We start from the raw sequence: 22,993 nt of genomic DNA on the forward strand, positions 1-22,993 counted from the left end.
CGGCCGGCTCGGCCGCGGCGGAGCCGGTGGTGATCGAGACGACCCGTCCGGAACTGCTGCCCGCCTGCGTGGCCCTGGTCGCCCACCCCGACGACCCGCGCTACCAGCCGCTGTTCGGGTCCACCGTGCGCACCCCGCTGTTCGACGTCGAGGTCCCGGTCGTCGCCCACCGGCTCGCCGATCCCGACAAGGGATCCGGCATCGCGATGATCTGCACCTTCGGTGATCTGACCGACGTCATCTGGTGGCGGGAACTGCGCCTGCCGGCCCGCGCCGTGATCGGTCGCGACGGCCGGCTCGTCCCGGAGCCGCCGGCCGCGATCACCTCGCCGGCGGGCCGCGCGCACTACGCCGAGCTCGCCGGCAAGACCGTGCACAGTGCCCGCACGCGCATCGTGGAGCTGCTCACCGGGGCCGGTGCCCTGCTCGGCGAGCCGCGGCCGATCGCCCACCCGGTCAAGTTCTACGAGAAGGGCGACCGGCCGCTGGAGATCGTCACCACCCGCCAGTGGTACCTCCGCAACGGTGGGCGGGACGAGCCGCTGCGCGCCGCGCTGCGGGCCCGCGGCCAGGAGCTGCGCTGGCACCCGGAGTACATGAAGGTCCGCTACGAGAACTGGGTCGACGGCCTCAACGGGGACTGGTTGATCAGCCGGCAGCGGTTCTTCGGTGTGCCGTTCCCGGTGTGGTACCCCCTCGACGACGCCGGCGCGCCGCGTTACGACGCGCCGATCGTGCCGGCCGAGGCGGCCCTGCCCGTCGACCCGTCCAGCGACGTGCCGCCGGGCTACACCGACTCCCAGCGCGGGGTGCCCGGCGGGTTCGCCGCCGATCCGGACGTGATGGACACCTGGGCGACGTCCTCGCTCACCCCGCTGATCGCCAGCGGCTGGGAGAGCGACGCCGACCTGTTCGCCCGGGTGTTCCCGATGGACCTGCGGCCCCAGGCCCACGAGATCATCCGGACCTGGCTGTTTTCCACCGTGGTCCGCACCCATGCCGAGTTCGGCGTGCTGCCCTGGTCGAACGCGGCGATCTCCGGCTGGATCCTCGATCCGGACCGCAAGAAGATGTCGAAGTCCAAGGGCAACGTCGTCACCCCGATGGGCCTGCTGGAGGAGCACGGTTCGGACGCGGTCCGCTACTGGGCGGCGTCCGGGCGGCCGGGCACCGACACGGCCTTCGACGTCGGCCAGATGAAGAACGGCCGCCGGCTTGCCATCAAGATCCTCAATGCCAGCCGCTTCGCGCTGGGCCTCGGCGCCGAGGAGACGCCCGCGGGCACCCCGGTGCCGGTCGGTGGTGCCGTGCCGGTCGGCGAGCCGCTGGACCGGGCGCTGCTCGCCGCGCTCGCCGACGTCGTCGACGCCGCGACCGCCGCGCTCGACACCTACGACTACGCGCGGGCCCTGGAGGTCACCGAGTCGTTCTTCTGGCGGTTCTGCGACGACTACGTCGAGCTGGTCAAGGGCCGTGCCTACGGCTCGTTCGGGGCCGCCGGCGCCGCCTCCGCGCACACCACCCTCGCGGTGGCCCTGTCCGTGCTGCTGCGGCTGTTCGCCCCGGTCCTGCCGTTCGTCACCGAGGAGGTCTGGTCCTGGTGGCGGCCGGGCTCGGTGCACCGGGCGAGCTGGCCGGACCCGGCGGAGATCCGCAAGCTCGCCGACGGCGGGCGTCCCGAACTGCTCGACGCCGTCGGCGCGGCGCTGACCGGCGTGCGCCGCGCCAAGTCCGCGGCGAAGGCGTCGATGAAGGCCGAGGTCGCGAGCGCCCGGATCAGTGGGGAGGCCGACCTCGTCGCCCTCGTCGAAGCGGCGGCCGCCGACCTGCGCAGCGCCGGCAGCATCCGCGAGCTTGCGTTCGGCCCCTCCGGCGGCGAGATCGCCGTCGCCGTCGACCTCGCCTGATCCCGGGTGCGGAGATCGGCGGCGGAGCTCAGATGCCGCGCAGCCGCTGGGCTGAGGGCCGCAGGTAGACGAACCAGGTGACGACGAAGCACAGCGCGTAGTAGGCGATGAAGGAGATGTACGCCGCGTCGCCGGACTTGTAGCTCAGGAACGACTGCCGGAAGGCCAGGTTCACCAGCACCCCGCCGAACGCGCCGATCGCGCCGGCCAGGCCGATCAGCGCGCCGGAGCGGCGCCGGGCGAGGTGCTGGGCCGCCAGCGGATCGGCGCCGGCGTCGACGGCGAGGCGCGACTTCGCCCGGAAGATCGCAGGGATCATCTTGTACGTCGACCCGTTGCCGACGCCGCTGAAGACGAACAGGGCGATGAACCCGACGAGGAACAGGGCCAGCGAGTCCGTCAGCGAGGCGACGAGCACGACCGCAGCCGCTGCGGCCATCGCCACGAAGTTCGCGAACGTGATGCGGGCGCCGCCGAACCGGTCGGCCATGAGGCCGCCGAGCGGGCGGATCAGCGAGCCGAGCAGCGGCCCGAGGAACGTCAGGTAGGCGGCCTTGATCGGGGTGTCGAACCGGTCGGCGAACTGCACCTGCAGCACCTGCCCGAAGGCGAAGCCAAAGCCGATGAACGAGCCGAACGTGCCGATGTAGAGCAGCGACATCACCCACGTGTGGCCGTCGCGGGCGACCTCGCGCATCGCGCCCCGGTCGTTGCGCGCCGTGGAGAGGTTGTCCATGAACAGCGCCGCGCCGAGCGAGACCAGCACGATCAGCGGAATGTAGATCGCCAGGACGACCCGCGGGTGGCCCTTGCCCGCCGTGGCGAGCACGAGCAGNGCGACGAGCTGGATCGCGGCCACGCCCAGGTTCCCGCCGCCGGCGTTGAGCCCGAGCGCCCGGCCCTTGAGCCGGTCCGGGTAGTAGGCGTTGATGTTCGTCATCGACGAGGCGAAGTTGCCGCCGCCGACGCCCGCGACCGCGGCGACGATCAGCAGGGTGGTGTACGAGACGCCGGGTTCGAGGACGATCGCGGCGAGGATCGTGGGGACGAGCAGCAGCAGCGCGCTGAAGATCGTCCAGTTGCGCCCGCCGAAGCGGGCGACGGCGAACGTGTACGGGATGCGCAGCACGCTGCCGACCAGCGTCGGCAACGACGTCAGCAGGAACTTTCCGGCGGGATCGATGTGGTACTTCGGCCCGAGGAACAGGACCATCACCGACCACAGCGACCAGATCGAGAAGCCGACATGCTCGNCCAGGATCGAGAAGATCAGGTTGCGGCGGGCGATGCGGGACCCGCCGCCGTCCCAGAAGGTCGGGTCGTCGGGCCGCCAGTCGTCGATCCACCGGCCCCGGCGGGACGCGGCCGGCGCGAGGTCGGTGGTCGGGACGCCTTCCAGCGTGGCACTCATGTGATGATCCTCCGGGGTGCGGGTGATGCCACGACCGTAGGAACGCACCGTTACGCGGCGACGCGCGAGCTGTGACACTCTCTGAGACATCCGCTCACCCGGCCGGGAGCCGCGCGGTGAGACATGCGGTCGCGGGCCGCCGGCCGCCCGTGAGATCGTCGCCCGGCCACCCGGCCACCCGGCCACCCGGCCACCCGGCCGCCGGAGGATGTCACCCCGATGCCGGATATCCCGTCCAGGTGGGGGAGGGGGCGTGCCACGCCCGACGGTCGGGGCCGGTGACGTCCGGTCCGTGGCGCCCGGAAGCTTGCGGAGGAGCCGATGAGGACAGTCCCGCACCGCGTCGCGGAGACCCCCGACGCCGTCCCTGCCGAGGCACCGCGTCCTGACGGGGAGTCTGTGCCGGGCGGCGTGTCCGGCGCGGCCGGTCCCGCGGCGCTGGCCGCGGCGTTCGAGGCCGAGCGTCCCCACCTGCGGGGGGTGGCCTACCGCCTGCTCGGCTCCTTCGCCGACGCCGAGGACGCGGTGCAGGAGGCCTGGCTGCGCCTCGGCCGGGTCGACGCCGACCGGATCTCCGACCTGCGCGCCTGGCTGACCGTGGTGGTCAGCCGGCTGTGCCTGGACCAGCTCCGCTCGGCCCGCGGGCGCCGGGAGGGGTACGTCGGGCCCTGGCTGCCCGAACCGTTCGTCGCCGGGCTCGCCGGCGGCGACGGCGCCGGGGGCGGCGCCGATGCCGGCTCGCCTGTGCTGGACGCCGCGTTCGTCGCCGGTGCGGCGGTGCCGGTCGGTCCTGACCCCGCCAGCGGGGGCCGGGCGCCGGACCCGGCCGACCGGGTGACGCTCGCCGAGTCGGTGAGCATGGCGATGATGGTCGTGCTCGAAACGCTCAGCCCGGCCGAACGCACCGCCTTCATCCTCCACGACGTGTTCGGCTACGACTTCACCGAGATCGCCGCGGCCACCGGGCGCACCCCGGCCGCGGCCCGCCAGCTCGCCAGCCGGGCGCGGCGCCACGTCCGTGACCGGTCGGTCCGCTTCGACCCGGATCCGGCGTCGCGTCGCCGCGTTGCCGAGGCCTTCTTCGCCGCGGCGGCCGGCGGCGAGCTCGACGGGCTGCTGTCCCTGCTCGATCCGGACGCCGTCCTGCGCTCCGACGGTGGGGGACTCGCGCAGGCCGCCCGCCGGCCGGTGGTGGGCGCCGACCGGGTCGCCCGGTTTGTGCTCGGCATCCTCGCGAAGGCGGCCCGGCGCGCCGACGGGCGGGTGCGGATCCAGCCGATCGAGGTCAACGGCGAACCCGGCTTCGCGAACTTCGAGGGCGACGTCCTGCGCTACATCGCCGGCCTGCACGTCGCGGGCGGCCGGATCGTCGAGATCAACATCATGGCGAACCCGGAGAAGATGCGGCACCTACCGGCCGCGGCCCCATCCAAGGCCGCGGCCCCACCGGGGGTCCCAGCCTTGCCGGGGCGCACGGTGGGGCCGGGTGACGGGGCCGGGGCGGGTTCAGTCGATCCGGCGTAGCTGCTCGCGGTAGCGCTTGCCGTTCGCCACGTAGACGGCGGCGCCGGCGGCGAGATCTGCCTGGTCCGCGCCGCCGGGCAGCACCTTGGCCGGGATCCCGAGCGCCCGCCCGCCCGGCGGCACGACCGTGCCGCCCACGACGACGGCCCCGGCCCCGACCAGCCCGCCGCGCCCGACCCGGACCCGGTGCAGGACCACCGAGCCGGACCCGATCAGCGAGCCGTCCTCGACCACGCAGCCCTCCAGGTGCGCGAGGTGCCCGATCGTGCAGTCGTCGCCGACGACGGTCGCCAGCTCCTCGGTCGCGTGGATCACCGTGCCGTCCTGGACGGAGGTGCGGGCGCCGATCACGATCGACCCGTAGTCGCCGCGCAGCACCGCCCCCGGCCACACGGTCGACTCGGGGCCGATCGTCACCGTGCCGATGACGATGGCGTCCGGGTGGACGTAGGCCGTCGGGTCGATGACGGGGACGGCGTCTCCCAGGGCGTACACGGCCATCCGGCCTCCCGCGGGTCGTCGTGCGCGACTGTGGCCTCCATCGTGCCCCGCCGAGACCGCCGGGTGTGCGGATCAGTCCGTCGAGGTGGAGACCTCCGGACGGACCATGCCGGGCGGCNGGGAGCCCGTCGCCCTGGCCCAGCCGCGGGCAACCGTCCGCTCCGCCGCGAGCCGGCCGAGCCCGATCGCCAGCCCGGAGATCGCCGCCCAGGCGATCGCCTCCGCCCAGGCGGTGTCCGGGTCGGCCGGGTTGACCGGCGGGTCGGACTTGCGCACCTTGCGGTACACGGCCGTGACCCCGCGGCTGGCCGCCGTGCCCGCGAGCGCCGTCGCCGCCCCGCCGACGACCTTCCATCCCAGCTTCGATGCCGCTTTCGCCACCCCGCACCTCTCGTTCTGCGCCGCGGGCCGCACTGGCCCGCCCGTGTGTTGTCCCTACCCCGGTGGCACCGCTTACCCCCAGCTGGCCTGGGTGGGCCGCCGGTGGTCCCTATCCGATCACGGCCGGGCGGTCCCGCCGCCACGCGGGGCGCACCGCCGGTGCCGCGCTGGGGATGGCCTAAGGTTCATCTCGCGGATCGCGGACATCCGGCGCGGCGCAGCGGGCGCCGGCGACGGCCGTCGGCGGCGACCATCCACCTCCCCGTTCGGCCCGTCCAGGCAGGAGAGCAGACCCATGACCGCCCCCGATCAGACGATCCCCGCTGCCCCCGTGGCTTCCGTTGCCCCAGAGGCTCCCGCGGCACCGCCCGGACCGGCCGCGCCCGAAACGGTGGCCGGGGCTGTGGCGTCGGACACCGGGGCCGCGGCGGCGGGTCGGGTAGAGGTCCTCGTGCGGCGGCTGGACCGCGAGTCGGTGCCGCCGGCGTACGCCCAGCCGTCCGACGCGGGCGCGGATCTGGTGACCACGCAGGATGTGACCCTCGCGCCGGGCGAGCGCGCCGTCGTCGGCACGGGCCTGGCGATCGCGCTGCCGGTGGGCTACGCGGCGTTCGTGCATCCGCGCAGTGGCCTGGCCGCCCGGCACGGCGTGACGGTGGTCAACGCGCCCGGCACGGTCGACGCCGGTTACCGTGGTGAAATCAAAGTAGTTCTCATCAATACCGATCGATCCGATCCGATCACGTTGCGTAGGGGCGACCGGATCGCCCAGCTCGTGGTGCAGCGTGTGGAGCATGCCGTCTTCCGCGACGTGGACGAGCTGCCCGCCTCGGTGCGCGGCAGCGGTGGGTTCGGTTCGACGGGTGGCTTCGGCTCGACGGAGGGTCCCGGCGCCGGGGTCGGCGCGGGGACGCCCGGGGGGGCGGGAAGGGAGTCCGGTGGTGTTCGGCCGCGGGCGTAGGGAATCCGATCAGCACGAGGCGTCCCGGCCCCAGGCGCCCGAGCGGCGCGCGCCGGTCGCCAAGGCGGCATCGGTGGTGTTGGACGGTCCCTACGACGTCACCGAGGTGCCGGAGGACGATCTTCACCGGCTCGACCTCGGTTCGTTGCGGATCCCGGCGCTGCCGGGCGTGCAGGTGCAGTTCCAGGTGGAGGAGGCGACCGGCCAGNCGTTGACGGTGCTCGTCACCGACGGGCGCAGCGCGATGGAGCTGTCGGTCTTCGCCGCGCCCAAGAGCCGCGGCCTGTGGGACGAGGTGCGCGCCGAGATCCTGACGACGATCGAGGCGGCCGGCGGTCGCGAGACGAACGGCGCGTTCGGGCCCGAGCTGCGGATGCTGCTGCCCACCGGCCGCCCGGGCGAGACCGTTCCCGGCCGGATGATGGGCGTCGACGGCCCGCGCTGGTTCCTGCGTGCTGTGGTGACCGGCGTGGCCGGGGGCGAGCCGGGGGCCGCCCCGCTGCTCGACGAGACGCTGCGTCAGCTTGTGGTGTCCCGCGGGGACGGCGCGATGCCGGTGCGGGATCCCCTGCCGCTGACCCTGCCCCGGGAGGTCGCCGACCATCCTGACGGCCCCGGCGGCTCGGCGACCGCGGCGACGAGCGGGCGGCCCGAGATGCCGGCGCCCGGCGTCCGCACCGCCGAGCTCCGCTGACCCGGGGCGCAGCGGTTCGCAACGCGCCGCCCTGTACCGCACACGGTACGTATCCGCACGTGGATCGCTCGATCGTGCGGCTTGCCGCGGGCACACTGAGCCTCGGTCATTCGTTGCATCAGACGTGTTCGGGCAGGGTTGCTCGCGCGGGAACGGAGGAGCCGTGGGCGAGCCACACGGTTGGTGGGGGCGCAAGCTCCACAGGCTGACGGCGGGAACGAACGAGCTCGACGCCGAGGATCTCCAGGCCGCCTCCGCGGCGGCGGGCGCCGTTCCGATGAGCGGTTGTCGTGACCGGGACGAGACCTGCGTCGCGGGTACCATCCAGGCGGTGACGGTGCGCGCGCGGGCCGGCGCGCCGACCCTGGAGGTCGACATCTACGACGGCAGCGGCACCGTGACGCTGGTGTTCCTGGGCCGCCGGGACATCCCGGGCCTGCGGGCCGGTGCCTCGGTGAAGGCGTCCGGTCGCGTCACTGTGCAGGAGGGTCGCCCGAGCATCTTCAACCCGCGGTACGAACTCCTGCCGGTCCCCTCCGCGAGCGCCTAGGTTCGGGCGGGGAACCGGCCCCTCACCGACAGGATCCCCACCGACGATGCCACGACTGCCCACCCCCGACGCGCCGCCGATGACGATGTCCGAGGCCATCGGCGGGCCCCGGGGAATCATCGACAGCTCCATCCCGACCGTGGCGTTCGTGACGGTGAACGCCGAGGCCGGGCTGACCGCCGGCATCGCCGTCGCCATCGCCGCCGCGCTTGGCCTGCTCGTCCTGCGCATCGTGCGGCGCGAGCCGACGCAGCAGACGTTCTCCGGCCTGTTCGCCGTCGCGGTCGCCGCGTTCGTCGCCTCGCGCACCGGCGACGCGAAGGGGTTCTTCCTCCCCGGCATCGCGAAGAACGCCCTCGGCGTCGTCGTGGCGCTGCTGTCCGTGGTGCTGCGCCGGCCGATCGCCGGCTATCTCATGGCCGGCCTGGACGCCCGCTACGTGGGCTGGAAGGACGATCCCCGCCAGCGGCGGGCCGCGGTGTGGGCGACCCTGGTCTGGGGCGCCGTGTTCGCCCTGCGCTTCGGCGTGCAGGGCGTGCTCTACCTCGCCGACGAGTCCGGCTGGTTGGCGGCGGCGAACATCGCGCTCGGCCTGCCGCTGTTCGGCCTCGCCGTCCTCGCCAGCTTCGCCATCGTGCGCCGGCTCGCCCCGCTGCCGCCCGAGCCGCCCGCCGCGTCGGGCGCGGCCGTGGTCGAGGGCGAGGTGGTCGAGGGCGAGGTGGTGCGGGCCGACCCGCCGTCCCCCGAGGCACCGGTCGTCGATCCGCTCCGCCCGCCGCGTTGAGCCCGGGGTCGTCCGGACGGATCAGCCTCCGGTGAGAGTCTGCTCGGGCACCGGGCCGAGCAGGGCGGCGAGCTGCTCCTCGGCCTCCGAGCTGGTCGCGACCGCGAGCACCTCGTCGCCGTGCTCCAACGTCGCGTCCGGGGACGGGATGACCGCCCGCCCGTTGCGCAGGATCACCACGAGGGCGGTGTCCGGCGGCAGGGTGATCTCGCCGATGCGCCGACCGACCACGGGCGCGTCCTCGGCGAGGGTGAGCTCGACGAGGGAGGCGTCGCTCTGCCGGAAACGCATGAGCCGCACCAGGTCGCCGACGCTGACGGCCTCCTCGACCAGCGCGGTGAGCAGCCGCGGGGCGGAGACGGCGACGTCGACCCCCCACGACTCGGTGAACAGCCACTCGTTCTTGGNATGGTTGACCCGGGCGACCACCCGCGGCACACCGAACTCGGTCTTCGCCAGCAGCGACACAACCAGGTTGACCTTGTCGTCCCCGGTCGCCGCCACGAGGACGGTGCATTCGTTCAGCCCCGCGGCGTCGAGCTGGGACAGCTCGCAGGCGTCGGCGAGCAGCCACCTGGCGTCGGGCAGCGCGTCGGTGCGGATCTTCTGCGGGTCCCGCTCGATGATGAGCACCTCGGAGCCGTTCTCCAGCAGTTCGGCGGCGATGGAGCGGCCCACCTTGCCCGCACCCGCGATCACCACCCGGCGCACGTTCACCGTCACTTCTCCTCCGGACCAGTGCGCAGCACCGTGTCGGCCTCGGTGGCACGGGCCTTCGTCACGGCCACGTGCAGCACGTCGCCGTCCTGAACGAGGGTGCGGGCGTCGGGCAGCACGCCCTCGCCGAACCGGGTGACGCAGACGACCCGTACCCCNGCAGCCTCCTCCAGCTCGCGCAGCTTGCGGCCCACCCAGGCGGCCCCGGGCGGGATCGCGGTCAGCAGCACCGAACCGGACGGATCGGACCACTGCGCGGTGACGGCATCCGGGAGCAGCCGGCCGAGGATCTGGTCGCGGGTCCAGCGCACGGTCGCGACGGTGGGGATGCCGAGCCGCTCGTAGACCTCGGCGCGGCGGGGGNCGTAGATCCGCGCCACGACCCGCTCGACCCCGAACATCTCCCGGGCGACCCGGGCAGCGATGATGTTCGAGTTGTCCCCGCTGGACACGGCGGCGAACGCGGCGGCCCGCTCGATGCCCGCCTCGACGAGGGTGTCGCGGTCGAAGCCCATCCCGGTGACGCGCTGGCCGGCGAAGGTCGCGTCCAGCCGGCCGAACGCGGCCGCGTTCTGGTCGATGATCGCTACCGAGTGGCCGAGCCGCTCGACACCGCGGGCGAGGGCGGAGCCGACCCGGCCACAACCGAGGATCACGACATGCACGAGGGGAGCGTAGTCGGATCCGGCCCGCGCGGCGCGGATCGTCACCGGAGTGCTCTGTATACGGAGATCCGCCACCCCCGGGCGCGTGACCCCGACCGGCACGGGTTTGTGTGCGCCACATCACAGTTGCGTGTAGCGGTAGCCGACATCGGTAGCATCGCCGCGTGGCGCTCACGGACCGCCTGAAGCGCGGTTTCGTCGGTCGACCGATCGGGAGCGACCGGCTCGGGGAGACATTGCTCTCCAAACGCGTCGCGTTGCCCGTTTTCGCGAGTGACGCCCTGTCGTCGGTCTCCTACGCAACAGAGGAGATCCTGCTCGTCCTGTCGCTGGGCGGGTTGGCCTTCTACCACCTCTCGCCCTGGCTGGCCGGCGCCGTCATCGTGCTCATGCTGACGGTGGTCGCCTCCTATCGGCAGAACGTGCACGCCTACCCGAGCGGCGGCGGCGACTACGAGGTCGTCTCGACCAACCTCGGCCCCCGCGCCGGCCTGCTCGTCGGCAGCGCCCTGCTCGTCGACTACGTCCTGACGGTCGCCGTGTCGGTGTCGGCGGGTGTCGCGAACCTGACATCGGCGGTCACCGGGCTGGCTCCGCACAAGGTCATCATCGCCGTCGTCATCGTCATCGTGCTGACGATGATGAACCTGCGGGGCGTGCGCGAGTCCGGGACCGCCTTCGCCATCCCGACCTACGGCTTCGTGGCCGGCATCGCCGTGATGATCGTAACCGGCCTGATCAAGACGGCCTTCGGCCACACCCCGCGGGCCGAGAGCGCGGGCTACCACGTGGTCGCCGAGCACGACTACGCCGGGTTCGCCCTGGCGTTCCTGGTGCTGCGGGCGTTCGCCTCGGGCTGCACGGCGCTGACCGGGGTCGAGGCGATCAGCAACGGCGTGCCCGCGTTCCGGAAGCCCAAGAGCCGCAACGCCGCGACCACCCTGCTGCTCATGGGCGTCATCGCGGTCGCCATGTTCGCCGGCGTCACCGCCCTGGCCCTGATCTCGGACGTGCACGTCGCCGAGCACACCAAGGACCTCGTCGGGGCCAGCGGCGAGCAGCCGACGGTCATCGCCCAGGTCGCCGCCGCCGTCTTCGGCGACGGCTCGCCCGNCTTCGTCTACATCGCCACGGTCACCACGCTCATCCTCATGCTCGCCGCGAACACCGCCTTCAACGGCTTCCCGGTGCTGGGCTCGATCCTCGCGCGTGACGGCTACCTGCCTCGCCAGCTCCACACCCGCGGCGACCGGCTGGCCTATTCCAACGGGATCGTCCTGCTGGCCGGCTTCGCGGTCGTGCTGATCGTCACGTACCACGCGCAGGTCACCGCCCTGATCCAGCTCTACATCCTCGGGGTGTTCATCTCGTTCACCCTGAGCCAGACGGGGATGGTGCGGCACTGGGCGCGCATCCTGCGCTCGACCGGCCCGTCGGCACCCGACCCCGCCGGCCGCCGACGGATCCGCCGTTCCCAGACGATCAACTTCATCGGCGCCTGCCTCACCGGCACCGTGCTGGTTCTCGTGCTCGTCACGAAGTTCACCCACGGCGCCTGGATCGTCTGCCTGGCCATCCCGATCATCTTTCTCGGCATGCGGGGGATCCGGGGCCACTACGACCGGGTCGCCGTCGAGCTCACCCCGGAGCCGGGCCCCCCGACCCTGCCCTCGAGGATCCGGGCCGTGGTCCTCGTCAGCAAGATCCACGCACCGACGCTGCGGGCGCTGGCCTACGCCAAGGCGTCCCGGCCGCACAGCCTCGTCGCGCTCACCGTCGCCGTGGACCAGGCCGACGCCGACCGGCTGCGCGACGCGTGGGCGGAACGCGGCATCAGCATCGATCTGGTGGTGCTCGCCTCCCCCTACCGGGAGGTCACCCGGCCGGTGCTGGACTACGTCGCTCGGATCCGGCGGGAAAGCCCCCGCGACGTCGTGGCCGTCTACGTCCCGGAGTACGTCGTCGGTCACTGGTGGGAGCACCTGCTGCACAACCAGAGCGCGCTGCGGCTCAAGGCCCGGCTGCTGTTCCANCCCGGTGTGATGGTCACCAGCGTGCCGTGGCAGCTCGCCTCGTCCAGCGGCGCGGAGCGGCGGGTGGAGCGGACCGGCGCGGGCGCCGTGCGCCGCGGCCGGGCCGCCCTGCCTGGACCCGTTGGCGGCCCGCCCACCCTGGAGCCGACCCGCGGGTCGACGGGCGCGGCGGGCTCCACCGGCGCGGTCGGCCCCGCCGATGTCGGGTCGCCGCCGGCGGAGCGGGAGTGAGCCCCGCTCGCCGCCGGCCGGCCGTCGCCGCCCCCGCCGCCGGCTCGGCGGGGAAGTCCGCCGGCTCGACGAGGGGCGTCGCCGAGGCTGCGACCGCGGTGGGGTCGATCATCGAGCTGGTGGTGGGGCAGGTGGCCCACGGCGGGTTCTGCGTGGCGCGCGCGGGCGGGCGGGTCGTGTTCGTGCGGCACGCGCTGCCCGGGGAGCGGGTCCGGGCCCGGGTCACCGACGACTCCCACGACCGCTACTGGCGCGCCGACGCCGTCGACGTCCTCACCCCTGCTCCGCAGCGGGTGGCGGCTCCCTGCCCGCATGCCGGTCCCGGCGCCTGCGGGGGCTGCGACTGGCAGCACGCCGACCTCGCGGCGCAGCGCCGGGGCAAGGCCGAGGTGATCGCGGAGGCCCTGCGCCGGTTCGGCGGCCTGGACGCCGAGGCAGACCCCGAGGCCCACCCCGCACCCGGCTCGCCCGCCGCACCCGGCTCGCCCGCCGCACCCGTCCCGCCCGCCGCGCCTCGTGCGGCCGCTGTGCCTGCGGACCGACCGGGGGAGGCCAGTACCCGACGCGGGCCCGTGCGAGTGATCGTCGAGGCGGTGTCCGTTGACGGCGGGAGTGACCAGGCGGGGAGTGACCAGGCGGGGAGCGACCAGGGGGGGAGTGACCAGGCGGGGAGCGGTGCGGACGACGGCCTGGGCTGGCGGACCCGGATGCGCTTCGCCGTCACCGCGCAGGGCGAGATCGGACTGCGGGCCAGCCGTTCCCACGAGGTGGTCGCCACCCCGGACTGCCGCATCGCCCACCCGCTCGTGGCCGCGGCGCTGGCCGGGCGCCGGTTCCCCGGCGCCGACGCGGTCGAGGTCGCCGCGAGTCCCTCCACCGGTCAGGTGGCCGTCGCGGTACATCCGGCCGGGGCGGCGCCGGNGCCGGGCGAGGTCGTCGAGACGGTGGAGCAGCGGCGGTTCCAGCTCGGGCCGGACGTGTTCTGGCAGGTCCACCCGGGGGCCCCGCGGGTGCTGGTCGCCGCCGTGCGCGACGCGTTGCGGCCCGGTCCTGGCGAGACCGCGCTCGACCTGTATTCGGGGGCGGGCCTGTTCGCCGCGTTCCTCGCCGTCGACGTCGGCCCCGGCGGCCGCGTCGTCGCGATGGAGTCCGACGCCGCGGCGGTCGCCGCCGCCGCCCGCAGCCTCGCCGACCTGCCCGAGGTCTCGCTGCGCTCGGTGCGGGTCACCCCGGCGACGGTGCGCGGGGTGATCGGCAGCGGACCGACGGCCGGCCGCGTGGACATCGCCGTGCTGGACCCGCCGCGCACGGGGGCGGGGCCCGCCGTGATGGCCGCGCTGCTCGCCCACCACCCGCGTGCCGTCGCGTACGTCGCATGCGACCCGGTGGCCTTGGGCCGGGACCTGGCCGCCGCATCCGAGCTTGGTTACGAGCTGGTCTCGCTGCGTGCGTTCGACCTGTTTCCGATGACCGCGCACGTCGAATGCGTGGCCCTGCTGAAGCCGCGCGTCACCGAACCCGCTGTAACCGAAACCGTACGGCAGGTGGGACGCATCGCCGCCACCGGGACCGATCGCTCGGCTCCGCCGCCGCCCGGTCGCCCCGGCGTGTCGTCCGCGCGCCACGCCGGGGCGCGCGGTACGTCTGCGTACCCGCATCCCGACCAATAGTGTGCGAGTCGGGGGTGCATTTTACCCCGAGCAGGTCTATTGCCTCCTCATCCACGAGGAACTCACATGTCGTCAGCCCGTCTGCGAGCGCGCAGGGGAGCTGCGTAGACTTTGCCGGACCCGGACCGATCCCCTTTCGGGAGAGGGAGTTCACGCCGTGTCGCTTCTGTCCACGATCAGCTGTCCCCAGGACGTCAAGCGCCTCGACCATGAGGAGCTCGGCACCCTGGCGGCCGAGATCCGTGATTTCCTCATTCACGCCGTCGCGCGTACCGGAGGCCACCTCGGACCCAATCTCGGTGCCGTCGAGCTGACGCTGGCGATACACCGAGTGTTTGATTCGCCGTTTGACCGCATCCTCTGGGACACCGGCCACCAGTCGTATGTCCACAAGATTCTCACCGGTCGGTCGGGTGATTTCGACGGGCTGCGCCAGCGGGGCGGCCTTTCGGGCTACCCCAGCCGGGCCGAGTCCGAGCACGACATCATCGAGAACTCGCACGCCTCGACCGCCCTGTCCTACGCCGACGGGCTCTCGCGCGCCTACGCGCTGCGCGGGGAGGACCGGGCCGTCGTCGCGGTCGTCGGTGACGGCGCGCTGACCGGCGGCATGTGCTGGGAGGCCCTGAACAACATCGCGGCGGATGACCGCCCCGTCGTCGTCGTCGTCAACGACAACGGCCGGTCCTACGCGCCGACGATCGGCGGCCTCGCCGACCATCTGGCCGCCCTGCGCCTGGCCCCCGAGTACGAGCAGGTCCTCGACGTCGTCAAGCAGGTCCTCGGCCGCACGCCGCTGGTCGGCGCGCCGCTGTTCGACGCGCTGCACGGCATCAAGAAGGGCATCAAGGACGTCGTCCAGCCGCAGGGGATGTTCGAGGACCTCGGGCTGAAGTACGTCGGCCCGGTCGACGGTCATGACGTCGTCGCGGTCGAGTCCGCCCTGCGCCGCGCCCGCGACTTCGGCGGGCCGGTCATCGTCCACTGCGTCACCCGCAAGGGCTTCGGCTACCCGCCGGCCGAGCAGGACGACGCCGACAACTTCCACGGCGTCGGCGTCATCGACCCGGTCACCGGCAAGCCGGTGTCCACGTCGAAGACCACGAGCTGGACGAACATCTTCTCCGAGGAGATCGTTCAGCTCGGCGCCGAGCGGCCCGACGTGGTCACCCTGACGGCCGCGATGCTCCAGCCGGTCGGCCTCGGCCCGTTCGCCAAGGCGTACCCGGACCGGGTGTTCGACGTCGGCATCGCCGAGCAGCACGCCGTCACCTCGGCCGCCGGGCTCGCCATGGGCGGGCTCAAGCCGGTCGTGTGTCTGTACGCGACGTTCCTCAACCGTGCCTTCGACCAGGTCCTGATGGACGTCGCCCTGCACAACCAGCCGGTGACGTTCGTGCTCGACCGGGCCGGGGTGACCGGTGAGGACGGCGCGTCGCACAACGGCATGTGGGACATGTCGTTCCTGCAGGTCGTCCCCGGCCTCGCGATCGCCGCCCCCCGGGACGCGCCGACCCTGCGCGCCGAGCTGCGGGAGGCCGTCGAGACCACCGACAAGCCGACCGTGGTCCGCTTCCCCAAGGGCAAGGTGGCCGCGGACGTGCCGGCGATCGACACCATCGGCGGGGTGGACGTGCTGTTCCGCTCGCCGGCGGTGGCCCAGCGCCGCGAGGTGCTGCTCGTCTCGGTGGGCGCGATGGCCGCCACCTGCCTGGAGGTGGCGCGGCTGGTCGCCAGCCAGGGCATCGGCATCACCGTCGTCGACCCCCGGTGGGTCAAGCCGCTGCCCACCGTGCTGGTGGACCTGGCCCGGGACCACGACCTGGTCGTCACCGTCGAGGACAACGGCCGGGTCGGCGGGGTCGGGTCGTCGCTGGCCCAGCTCCTGCGCGACGCCGACGTCGACGTCCCACTGCGTGACTTCGGCATCGCCCAGCGCTTCCTCGACCACGCCAAGCGCGACGAGATCATCGCCGAGGTCGGCCTCGCCCCCCAGGACCTCGCCCGCAAGGTCGTCGAGGCCATCGCGAAGCGTCAGCCCGCGCTGGAGGGCGACCCGGCCGCGGACGCCGACCAGGCCTCCCCGGGCGCGCAGCGTACCGGCGAGCAGGTCGCCGACCAGCACTGATCGTCGCTGCCCACCGCGTCTCGCGGATTCGGCGCCCCACCACCGGCACCCCCGGCGGTGGGGCGCCGCCGTCTGCGCGCCGCCCGACGGGGCCGGTCCCGGGGGTCGGCGCACCGACGGCCGGGATCCCGGCCTAGGCTGGCCCGGTGGGTCAGCACACCGCGTCGGCCGAGCCGGCGGCCGTCTCCGCGCGCCGGTCCGGGCGCGGCCCGCGCTGGTGGCTCGTGCGCGGCGCGCTGCTGGTGGCCCTCGGCCTGCTGGCGGTGGCCCTGGTCAGCCAGTGGAACGACGTGCGGGACTCGTTCCGCCTGCTCACCGTCGGCAGCGTCGTCGCCTCGGGGGTCGCGACCGTCCTCGCCGTCGGGACGACGGTGCTGTCCTGGCGGGCGTTGCTGGCCGGGCTCGGCGCCGAACTGCCGCTGCGGGCGGCGGTACGGATTTTCTTCGTGGGTCAGATCGGGAAGTACATCCCGGGCAGCGTGTGGCCGGTCCTCGCTCAGATGGAGCTTTCCCGCGACTACGGCATCTCCCGGCCGAAGGCGGCCTCGGCGAGCCTGGTCGTGCTGGCCCTCGCCGTTCCCAGCGGGGGTCTCGCCGCCGCGGTCACCCTCCCGTTCGTCTCCGCCGACGCGCTCGCGCGCTACTGGTGGGCGCTGGCCGCCGTCCCGGTGTTCGCCGTCGTGCTCTACCCGTCGGTGCTGTCCCGGCTGCTGGCGCTGGGATTCCGGCTGCTGCGCCGCGCGCCGCTCGACGAGCCGCTGACGCTGCGCCCCATCGCCGCCGGCGCCGGCTGGCTGCTGGTCAGCTTCTGCTGGTACGGCCTGGCGACCTGGCTGCTCGTGCGCGATCTCGATCCCGAGGTCGGCGGAGGGCGGCTGCTGCTGCTCTCGGTCGGCGCCTACGCCCTGGCCTGGACCGCCGGCTTCCTGGTGCTGGTGGTTCCGGCCGGCGCGGGGGTCCGCGAGGCGGTGCTCGTGCTCGCGCTCGCGCCCGCCGTCGCGGGCGGTCCCGCCACGCTCGTCGCCCTGGTTGCCCGGCTGTTGGCCACCGTGGCCGACCTGGTGTGGGCCGGCGTCGGCGTGGCCCTGCGCGGGCGGGGCGCGCCGATTCCCGCCGCGTCCCCGGAACCTGGTCCGGATGCCGGGCCCGGGCCCGGGGCGCCGCCGGGGGAGCGTGCCGCCGACCCTCTGCCGGACCCGGCGACGCGCCGCTAGCGGAGCAGGCGGCGCCTGCGTCGAGCCGCCGGTGCCCCGTCCGCCCCCGTGGGATCTCCTCGCCCCCGCCCACGCTGCCCATACGGGCAGGATGATGTGATGGGCGGCGGGGCGACCGGATCGAGAACCGACGGTTCGACCGGCCACGAGGGAGACGTATGAACGGCCAGGGCAGCGAGAACCCGTCCGGTCGGCGGGAGCCGGGCGCCGAGGACGCTGACCTGGCGGACACGACCGGGCCCCTGGGCCCCTGGGCCCCGCCCGCGCCGCCCGCCGCTCCCTTCGCCGCGACCGCATCCGGACCGGGCTGGAGCCCGGCGCCCGCGGATCGGCCTGCCGGCCCACACCCGCTCCTGGCTGCGCAGATCCCCCGCCCGCAGCCGGCACCGCGGCGGCCGGGCACCGAACGCGGCACCGGGACCGCCTGGTCCTCGCCCCCCTCCGCCCCCGTGGGCGCGGCCCCTCCTGGCGCGGTGCCCCATGGCCCAGCCCCCACAGGTCCCGCTCCGGTGGGCCCGGTCCCCGTCGGTCCCGCCGGCGTCGGACCGCCCATGCGGCCGATCCCCGTCGGCGTGGGCGGGCCACCGAACATGGTGGCTCCCGCCGGACCACCCAGCGGGCCCGGGTCCCCGCCCCACGGCTGGGGCGGCCCGGTCTGGCCGGGCGGGCCGGCCGGGCCACCGGCCAGGCCACCGGGGGCACCGCCGCGCCGCGGGCCGGCCCGCTGGCTGATCCCGCTCGTCCTCGTGCTCGCCGTGGCCGTCGGCGCGGGCGGCACCGGCATCGTTCTGCTCACCCGGTCCGACAACGGCCCCGCCGAGGCCGTGCGGTCCTATCTCGGCGACGTCCGCGCCGGCCACTACGACGCCGCCTACGACCGGCTGTGCAGCTCGGTCCGGGGCAACCGGTCGGCCGTCGAGTACACGATCCTCATGCGGGCGCTCGACGGGATCAGCGGGGGCATCGCGTCGTTCGCCGTGCGGGGCGTGCAGACTCGCCATCCCGCCGCCGCCCAGACGATCCGGGAGGTCCAGGTCGACATCCGGCGCGGTGACGACTCGGCCAGCCGGGAGTCCTACCAGGTGGGCAGGGAGTCCGGCGGCTACTGTCTGCTCACCCCGGGCGCGCCCTTCACCGCCGGTGCCGGCGGCGGCACCGCGGACGGGCAGCCGCCGGGACCGTTCGGTGGGTTGCCGGACATCCCTGGGAGCGGTGGCTCGAGCGGTGGCCTGGGTGGCGGTTCGGGCGGCGATGGTTCAGGCGGTGGCGGTTCAGGTGGTGGTTCGGGCGGTGGTGACTCGGGTGGTGGCTCCGGCCGCGGTGGCCTGGGCGACGGGAACCCGCCGGCCCGCGCCGCCTGATCCGCCGTCCGCCGACGCGGGGAGGTCGGTGGCACCGATCGCCGCGCCGCTGCCTACTCCCGCGGCCGGCTGCGCCGTCTCGGCCGGCCCTGCGTCCTCGGACGCCTCGTCGGCGGTCCCGGCGGCGAGGCCGCCACGCCTGGGGATGGACAGGGCGCAGAGCAGGGCGAGGGCGACGGCGATCACGCCCAGCCACAGCGCGGGCCGCGTCCCGTCGACGAACGCCGCCGGCGTGTCATAGCCGCCGCGGGCGGTGAAGACCGACGACAGCACCGCGATGCCGAGCACTCCACCGAGCTCGCGCAGGGNGTTGTTGGTGCCCGACGCGATGCCCTGCATCCGGGCGGGCACGACCCCGAGCGCGACGGTCGCGATCGGCACGAAGAACAGTGCCATGCCGACACCGGAGAGGATGAACGGCCCGATCAGTGCCGAGTACGACATGTGCGTGGTGAGCACCAGCGCGATCCAGGCGAGTCCGGCGGCGTTGAGCGCCAGCCCGCCGACCAGNAGCGGCCGGCCACCGATGCGGTCCGACACCGGCCCGGCGAGCGGCGCGATGAGNAGCGGCATCGCCGTCCACGGCAGGGTCCGCACGCCGGCCTGCAGCGGCGAGTAGCCGTAGACGTTCTGCAGCGCCTGGGCCAGCAGGAAGATCGAGCCGAACATACCCATCGAGAACAGCAGCGCGGTGGCGTTCACGGCCGCGAAGCCGCGGACGCGGAACAACCCCATCGGCAGCATCGGCGTCCCGCCCCGGCGGGCGACCCGAAGCTCCCAGGCGACGAACGCGGCGATGCCGAGGCCGCCGAGTACCAGCGCGCCGAGCACCGGGGTGCTCGTCCAGCCGTGCCCCTCCCCGCGGACGAGGCCGAAGGTGACGCCCAACAGCCCGGCGCTGATCAGCGCGGCGCCCGTGAGGTCGAGCCGGGACGAGCGGACCCGCGACTCGGTGAGCGCGCGCAGCCCGACGGGCAGCGCGACGAGGCCGATCGGCACGTTGACCCAGAAGATCCACTGCCAGCTCGCGCCCTCGGTGACCGCGCCGCCGATGAGCGGGCCGACCGCCACGGCCAGCCCCGTCATCGCCCCCCAGATGCCGAGGGCGGCGCCCCGGCGCTCCTCGGGCACGGCCGCGGCGAGCAGCGTGAGGGTCAGCGGCAGCACGAAGGCGGCGCCGACACCCTGCACGGCGCGGGCGGTGATGAGGACGCCGATCGACGGGGCGAGCGCGGCACCCGCGCTGCCCAGGGTGAACACGGCGAGACCGGCGAGGAACACCCGCCGGCGCCCGAGTCGGTCACCCAGGGCCGCCCCGGTGAGCAGCAGGACGGCAAACGGCAGGGTGTAGGCGTTCACCGTCCATTCCAGGCCTTCCAGACCAGCACCGAGATCCTCGCGGATCCGCGGGAGCGCCGTGGTGACCACCAGGTTGTCCAGGGACACCATGAACGCGGCCAGCGACGTCACGACGAGGGTCCAAGCGGTGCTGGGGCGTCGGGGCATGGCGGTTCTCCTTCCGTTTCTTGTGAGCACTCACTATCTTTGTCAGGTAGTAACCAGTCACTACCTTGGACGTGCGCGCCGGGCTATGGCCCGCCGGGAGCCGGCGTGCCGCGGTCGATCCGGATCAGGTGGGGTGGGGCTCCAGGGCGCCGGGCCCCGGAAGGTCGGGGCCCGGAAGGTCGGGGCTCGGCGCGTCGGGTCTCAGGGCGCTGGCGGCGGTCGAGCCCGGCGGTGCCACCATGCAGATCATCTGCGCCCACTGTTCGTCGAGGACGGCGAGGTCCATCGCCGCGATGATGTTGAACAGCATGCCGTAGGCGAAGAACAGCCGGATCTCGTCGGTCGGCAGGCCGGTGATGNGGACGACGTCGTCCCACAGCCGGTGGAAGCCGGTGNGGGTCGCGACCTGGACGTCCGGGTCGTAGCAGCCGGAGTAGGCCTGCAACTGATTCAGCAGATACGTCGGGTCCGCCAGCAGTTCCTGGTAGGACTCCTTCATGGCGTCCAGCGCGGCCTCGCCGGTCAGCTCGCCGACGGCCCGCTCGAAGTGGGTGGCGGTCCGGCGAAAGGTGTCCTCGATGACGGCGAGGAACAGCNCCTTCTTCGTCGGGTACAGCCGGAACAGGTACGGCTGGGAGATGCCGGCCCGCGCCGCGATCGACTCCGTGGACGTGCCGGTCAGCCCGCCGTGGGCGAACTCCACGACGGCCGCGGCGAGCACGCTCGCCCGCCGCTGCTCGGCGCTCATCCGCCCACTGCCACCCTCAGTCCGTGTCCTCACACTGGCAAGGTAGTGGCCACTCACTACTTTGTCTAGCATGAGCCACTCGTCGTTGGCCCACAGCATCGGCCCGGGCCTCGGCGTCTCGGCAGGCCAGTAAGGTGATCATCACTCGCTGCGTCGTTGGGTCGAGACGAGTCCTCGTAGGGCAGTGTCGGGCGCGGGGCGGCCGTTCGCTCGTAACGTGAAGGATGGTTGCCATGTCGACCGACGGACTCGGCACCCAACCCAGTGCTACGACGTACGAGTTGGAGGATCTCGTCGCCCAGGCCTGGCAGGGTCGGGTCCGGGTCCCTCATTTCCAGCGTGACTTCCGCTGGGGAAGCCAGGATGTCGTCCGGCTTTTCGACAGCATCATCAAGGGATATCCAATCGGCAGCTTGCTGCTTTGGGTTCGGCATTCTGGTGTCGAGTCTGTCACGCTGGGGGAGTTGCGGATTGCAGCCCCAGAAGGTGAAAACACCTTCTGGGTCGTCGATGGTCAGCANCGCATCACGAGTATTGCCAACGCGCTGCATCCCGAGGGGAACAGGCACAGCCCGTTCTCTGTGCACTACGACCTCAAGGCTCAGAAATTTGTTGATCGCCCCAGGGTGATGGACGATTATTACATACCCCTACCGATTTTGTTTGATCTCGTAGAGCTGATTGGCTGGTTCTCTGATTCGGGTCGGGGTGCCCGAGAGTATTTTCCTGTGGCGCAACGTATTGCAACGATGCTTCGCCAGTACAAGATCCCAGCCTACCTGGTCCGCCAGGACGACGAGGAAGTCCTTACCGACATCTTTGACCGAATGAACAACTTCGGCAAAAGGTTGAGTCGGGCCGAGATATTCTCCGCTCTGTTTGCCGGTCCAGAAGAGGGCTCGGCCCAACGCCTCTCGCTGTCGCGGATCGCTGAGCGCGTTGACGCGCAGACCGGGTTCGGCCTAATTGATGCAAACACGGTACTGCACTCGATACGCGCCAGGCGTGGCCCTGATCCTATGCGTGATATACGTGGCGAGTTTGCTGATGGTGACCGGCGGGTTACATCGGATTTCCCCGGCGAGTCGCAGGAATCGGCTTATGCCGAGAGCGAGGCGGCGCTTGTGCGAGCTGTCGCATTTCTGCAGCGGGACGCCGGTGTGCCGCATCTCTCCCTGCTGACATACAAGGCCCTGCTCGTCGTACTTGTTCGATTCTTTGCGCACTTTCCCGANCCTACCGAACGGAATCGGATCCTGCTCCGCCGTTTCTACTGGCGTGCGGCTGTGGGTGGTCCAACGGTGTTCAAGGGCAGCTTCACCCAGGTGAGCCGCATTCTCTGTGCTCTGGTCCGGCCGGGTCATGAAGAAACGTCGGTGCAGGAACTTGTCAAGTCNATGGATCGATCGGTGAGGGAGATTCCGAGCGCCGTGCGATTCCGCACGAACGAGGCGGTCGGGAAGATCATTCTATGCTCCTGGTGGTGGCTACAGCCCAGATCTCCGCTTTTACTGGTAAACGGTACAAAAAAACGATCTTTCGGAGCTGCTCGTCGAACAGTCGACGGCGGCGCTCGCGGTGCACCGTCTTTTCCCGCNCGGAGCCCGGAACGTCCAGCAGCTATGGGCTGCGGCCCGGCTCTTCATTCCGAGCCCGACGGAGTCCCTCGAAAGCTTCCTAGTACTACAGCGACAGTGGTCGGTGTGTGATCTCTTGCTTCGAGTGCGGTGTGGTGTGGACGGAAGAGCGGCCACCGTGTGTTTCTCCATGTTTTGTGAGAACAAAGGGAGAGACCGCGGTGGCCGCGGCTCAGAGTGTATCCGAGGTGGATGTAGCGATGTGGGAGGCGGGGCTGGAGGAGCTGTTCGGCCGGGTGGAAGGCTGTTTCCGGTCTGATCAGCCCCGGGCGCAGGCGCGGGCGTATGTGGCGGGGTTGTTGTCTCGGACCGAGCGGAAGAACGGGTGGACGCTGGCGGAGTTCAGCCGTGAGTCCGGGCCGCAGAAGAT

Annotated in this window: 14 protein-coding genes and 19 pseudogenes; 18 read left to right on the plus strand and 15 right to left on the minus strand. The window is 72.8% G+C overall.

Annotated elements, in window-relative coordinates; genetic code table 11:
• Positions 1 to 1,907, plus strand: a pseudogene (valS, locus tag FF86_RS24815) (valine--tRNA ligase); the annotation flags it as partial.
• A gap of 28 nt (positions 1,908 to 1,935) precedes the next feature.
• Here valS and FF86_RS57230 read toward each other — a convergent pair.
• From FF86_RS57230 to FF86_RS57240, 3 genes and pseudogenes are all read right to left on the minus strand, one after another.
• Positions 1,936 to 2,742: MFS transporter (locus FF86_RS57230; RefSeq protein WP_396230069.1), on the minus strand; the 807-nt coding region annotated here is incomplete at its 5' end.
• 1 nt (position 2,743) lies between these two features.
• A pseudogene (locus FF86_RS57235) lies at positions 2,744 to 3,160 on the minus strand (MFS transporter); the annotation flags it as partial.
• 1 nt (position 3,161) lies between these two features.
• Positions 3,162 to 3,318: pseudogene (locus tag FF86_RS57240) on the minus strand (MFS transporter); the annotation flags it as partial.
• Positions 3,319 to 3,729: 411 nt separating this feature from the next.
• Between FF86_RS57240 and FF86_RS24825 the strand changes: the two are divergent.
• Complete coding sequence (locus FF86_RS24825) at positions 3,730 to 4,842, plus strand: sigma-70 family RNA polymerase sigma factor (RefSeq protein ID WP_044887505.1); 1,113 nt, start codon at positions 3,730 to 3,732, stop codon at positions 4,840 to 4,842.
• Here FF86_RS24825 and FF86_RS24830 read toward each other — a convergent pair.
• On the minus strand, positions 4,825 to 5,343 hold the full coding sequence (locus FF86_RS24830; RefSeq protein ID WP_044887491.1) for a gamma carbonic anhydrase family protein: 519 nt from the start codon (positions 5,341 to 5,343) through the stop codon (positions 4,825 to 4,827). The genes FF86_RS24825 and FF86_RS24830 overlap by 18 nt on opposite strands.
• A 119-nt stretch (positions 5,344 to 5,462) precedes the next feature.
• Positions 5,463 to 5,724 (minus strand): annotated as a pseudogene (locus FF86_RS24835) (DUF4235 domain-containing protein); the annotation flags it as partial.
• 295 nt (positions 5,725 to 6,019) lie between these two features.
• Between FF86_RS24835 and dut the strand changes: the two are divergent.
• The 5 genes and pseudogenes from dut to FF86_RS24855 all read left to right on the plus strand — a co-directional run bounded on the left by dut (position 6,020) and on the right by FF86_RS24855 (position 8,713).
• The gene (gene dut, locus FF86_RS24840; protein WP_044887493.1) at positions 6,020 to 6,685 is read left to right on the plus strand and encodes a dUTP diphosphatase; all 666 of its coding nucleotides are present in this window, start codon (positions 6,020 to 6,022) and stop codon (positions 6,683 to 6,685) included.
• Positions 6,666 to 6,893, plus strand: a 228-nt coding sequence (locus tag FF86_RS57245; protein ID WP_242419510.1) for a DUF3710 domain-containing protein, incomplete at its 3' end; no start/stop codon positions are given. The genes dut and FF86_RS57245, both read left to right, overlap by 20 nt.
• A 1-nt stretch (position 6,894) precedes the next feature.
• Positions 6,895 to 7,379 (plus strand): annotated as a pseudogene (locus FF86_RS24845) (DUF3710 domain-containing protein); the annotation flags it as partial.
• Positions 7,380 to 7,542: 163 nt separating this feature from the next.
• Entirely contained in the window at positions 7,543 to 7,929 is a 387-nt protein-coding gene (locus FF86_RS24850) for an OB-fold nucleic acid binding domain-containing protein (protein ID WP_044887494.1), read from the plus strand.
• A gap of 46 nt (positions 7,930 to 7,975) precedes the next feature.
• Complete coding sequence (locus FF86_RS24855) at positions 7,976 to 8,713, plus strand: DUF3159 domain-containing protein (RefSeq protein ID WP_044887495.1); 738 nt, start codon at positions 7,976 to 7,978, stop codon at positions 8,711 to 8,713.
• 21 nt (positions 8,714 to 8,734) lie between these two features.
• Here FF86_RS24855 and FF86_RS57250 read toward each other — a convergent pair.
• From FF86_RS57250 to FF86_RS57270, 5 genes and pseudogenes are all read right to left on the minus strand, one after another.
• On the minus strand, positions 8,735 to 9,120 hold a 386-nt coding region (locus tag FF86_RS57250; RefSeq protein ID WP_304438183.1), incomplete at its 5' end, for a TrkA C-terminal domain-containing protein.
• A gap of 1 nt (position 9,121) precedes the next feature.
• A pseudogene (locus FF86_RS57255) lies at positions 9,122 to 9,430 on the minus strand (potassium channel family protein); the annotation flags it as partial.
• A gap of 2 nt (positions 9,431 to 9,432) precedes the next feature.
• A pseudogene (locus tag FF86_RS57260) lies at positions 9,433 to 9,588 on the minus strand (TrkA family potassium uptake protein); the annotation flags it as partial.
• 1 nt (position 9,589) lies between these two features.
• A pseudogene (locus FF86_RS57265) lies at positions 9,590 to 9,793 on the minus strand (TrkA family potassium uptake protein); the annotation flags it as partial.
• A gap of 1 nt (position 9,794) precedes the next feature.
• A pseudogene (locus tag FF86_RS57270) lies at positions 9,795 to 10,095 on the minus strand (potassium channel family protein); the annotation flags it as partial.
• 164 nt (positions 10,096 to 10,259) lie between these two features.
• On the opposite strand from FF86_RS57270, the gene FF86_RS57275 reads away from it, so the two are divergent.
• The 8 genes and pseudogenes from FF86_RS57275 to FF86_RS24890 form a co-directional block, all read left to right on the plus strand.
• A partial coding sequence (locus FF86_RS57275) for an APC family permease (RefSeq protein WP_242419511.1) occupies positions 10,260 to 11,208 on the plus strand: 949 nt, incomplete at its 3' end.
• 1 nt (position 11,209) lies between these two features.
• Positions 11,210 to 12,127: pseudogene (locus FF86_RS57280) on the plus strand (amino acid permease); the annotation flags it as partial.
• Between the two features lies 1 nt (position 12,128).
• Positions 12,129 to 12,359, plus strand: a pseudogene (locus FF86_RS57285) (DNA-binding protein); the annotation flags it as partial.
• A 98-nt stretch (positions 12,360 to 12,457) separates the two neighbouring features.
• The coding region (locus FF86_RS57290) for a TRAM domain-containing protein (RefSeq protein ID WP_242419521.1) at positions 12,458 to 13,280 on the plus strand (823 nt) is incomplete at its 3' end.
• A 1-nt stretch (position 13,281) separates the two neighbouring features.
• Positions 13,282 to 14,029: pseudogene (locus FF86_RS57295) on the plus strand (class I SAM-dependent RNA methyltransferase); the annotation flags it as partial.
• 157 nt (positions 14,030 to 14,186) lie between these two features.
• The gene (gene dxs, locus FF86_RS24880; RefSeq protein WP_044887497.1) at positions 14,187 to 16,157 is read left to right on the plus strand and encodes a 1-deoxy-D-xylulose-5-phosphate synthase; all 1,971 of its coding nucleotides are present in this window, start codon (positions 14,187 to 14,189) and stop codon (positions 16,155 to 16,157) included.
• 146 nt (positions 16,158 to 16,303) lie between these two features.
• Positions 16,304 to 17,371, plus strand: coding sequence for a lysylphosphatidylglycerol synthase transmembrane domain-containing protein (locus tag FF86_RS24885; protein WP_044887498.1), 1,068 nt, complete (start codon positions 16,304 to 16,306; stop codon positions 17,369 to 17,371).
• A 551-nt stretch (positions 17,372 to 17,922) separates the two neighbouring features.
• Positions 17,923 to 18,732: a hypothetical protein gene (locus tag FF86_RS24890; RefSeq protein WP_128423625.1), complete on the plus strand. Its 810-nt coding sequence runs from the start codon at positions 17,923 to 17,925 to the stop codon at positions 18,730 to 18,732.
• Here the strand turns inward: FF86_RS24890 and FF86_RS57300 are convergent.
• The 5 pseudogenes from FF86_RS57300 to FF86_RS57330 all read right to left on the minus strand — a co-directional run.
• Positions 18,643 to 19,040: pseudogene (locus FF86_RS57300) on the minus strand (MFS transporter); the annotation flags it as partial. The gene FF86_RS24890 and the pseudogene FF86_RS57300 overlap by 90 nt on opposite strands.
• Before the next feature lies 1 nt (position 19,041).
• Positions 19,042 to 19,242: pseudogene (locus FF86_RS57305) on the minus strand (MFS transporter); the annotation flags it as partial.
• A 1-nt stretch (position 19,243) separates the two neighbouring features.
• Positions 19,244 to 19,296 (minus strand): annotated as a pseudogene (locus FF86_RS57310) (hypothetical protein); the annotation flags it as partial.
• 1 nt (position 19,297) lies between these two features.
• A pseudogene (locus FF86_RS57315) lies at positions 19,298 to 20,238 on the minus strand (MFS transporter); the annotation flags it as partial.
• Positions 20,239 to 20,835: 597 nt separating this feature from the next.
• Positions 20,836 to 21,085: pseudogene (locus FF86_RS57330) on the minus strand (TetR/AcrR family transcriptional regulator); the annotation flags it as partial.
• A gap of 134 nt (positions 21,086 to 21,219) precedes the next feature.
• Here FF86_RS57330 and FF86_RS57335 point away from each other — a divergent pair.
• The 3 genes and pseudogenes from FF86_RS57335 to FF86_RS24905 form a co-directional block, all read left to right on the plus strand.
• Positions 21,220 to 21,506, plus strand: a 287-nt coding sequence (locus FF86_RS57335; protein WP_242419513.1) for a DUF262 domain-containing protein, incomplete at its 3' end; no start/stop codon positions are given.
• Between the two features lies 1 nt (position 21,507).
• Positions 21,508 to 22,220: pseudogene (locus FF86_RS32505) on the plus strand (DUF262 domain-containing protein); the annotation flags it as partial.
• A 603-nt stretch (positions 22,221 to 22,823) separates the two neighbouring features.
• A pseudogene (locus tag FF86_RS24905) lies at positions 22,824 to 22,993 on the plus strand (IS701 family transposase); the annotation flags it as partial.

This window comes from Frankia sp. CpI1-P, from assembly GCF_001421075.1.
Taxonomy (GTDB): domain Bacteria; phylum Actinomycetota; class Actinomycetes; order Frankiales; family Frankiaceae; genus Frankia; species Frankia torreyi.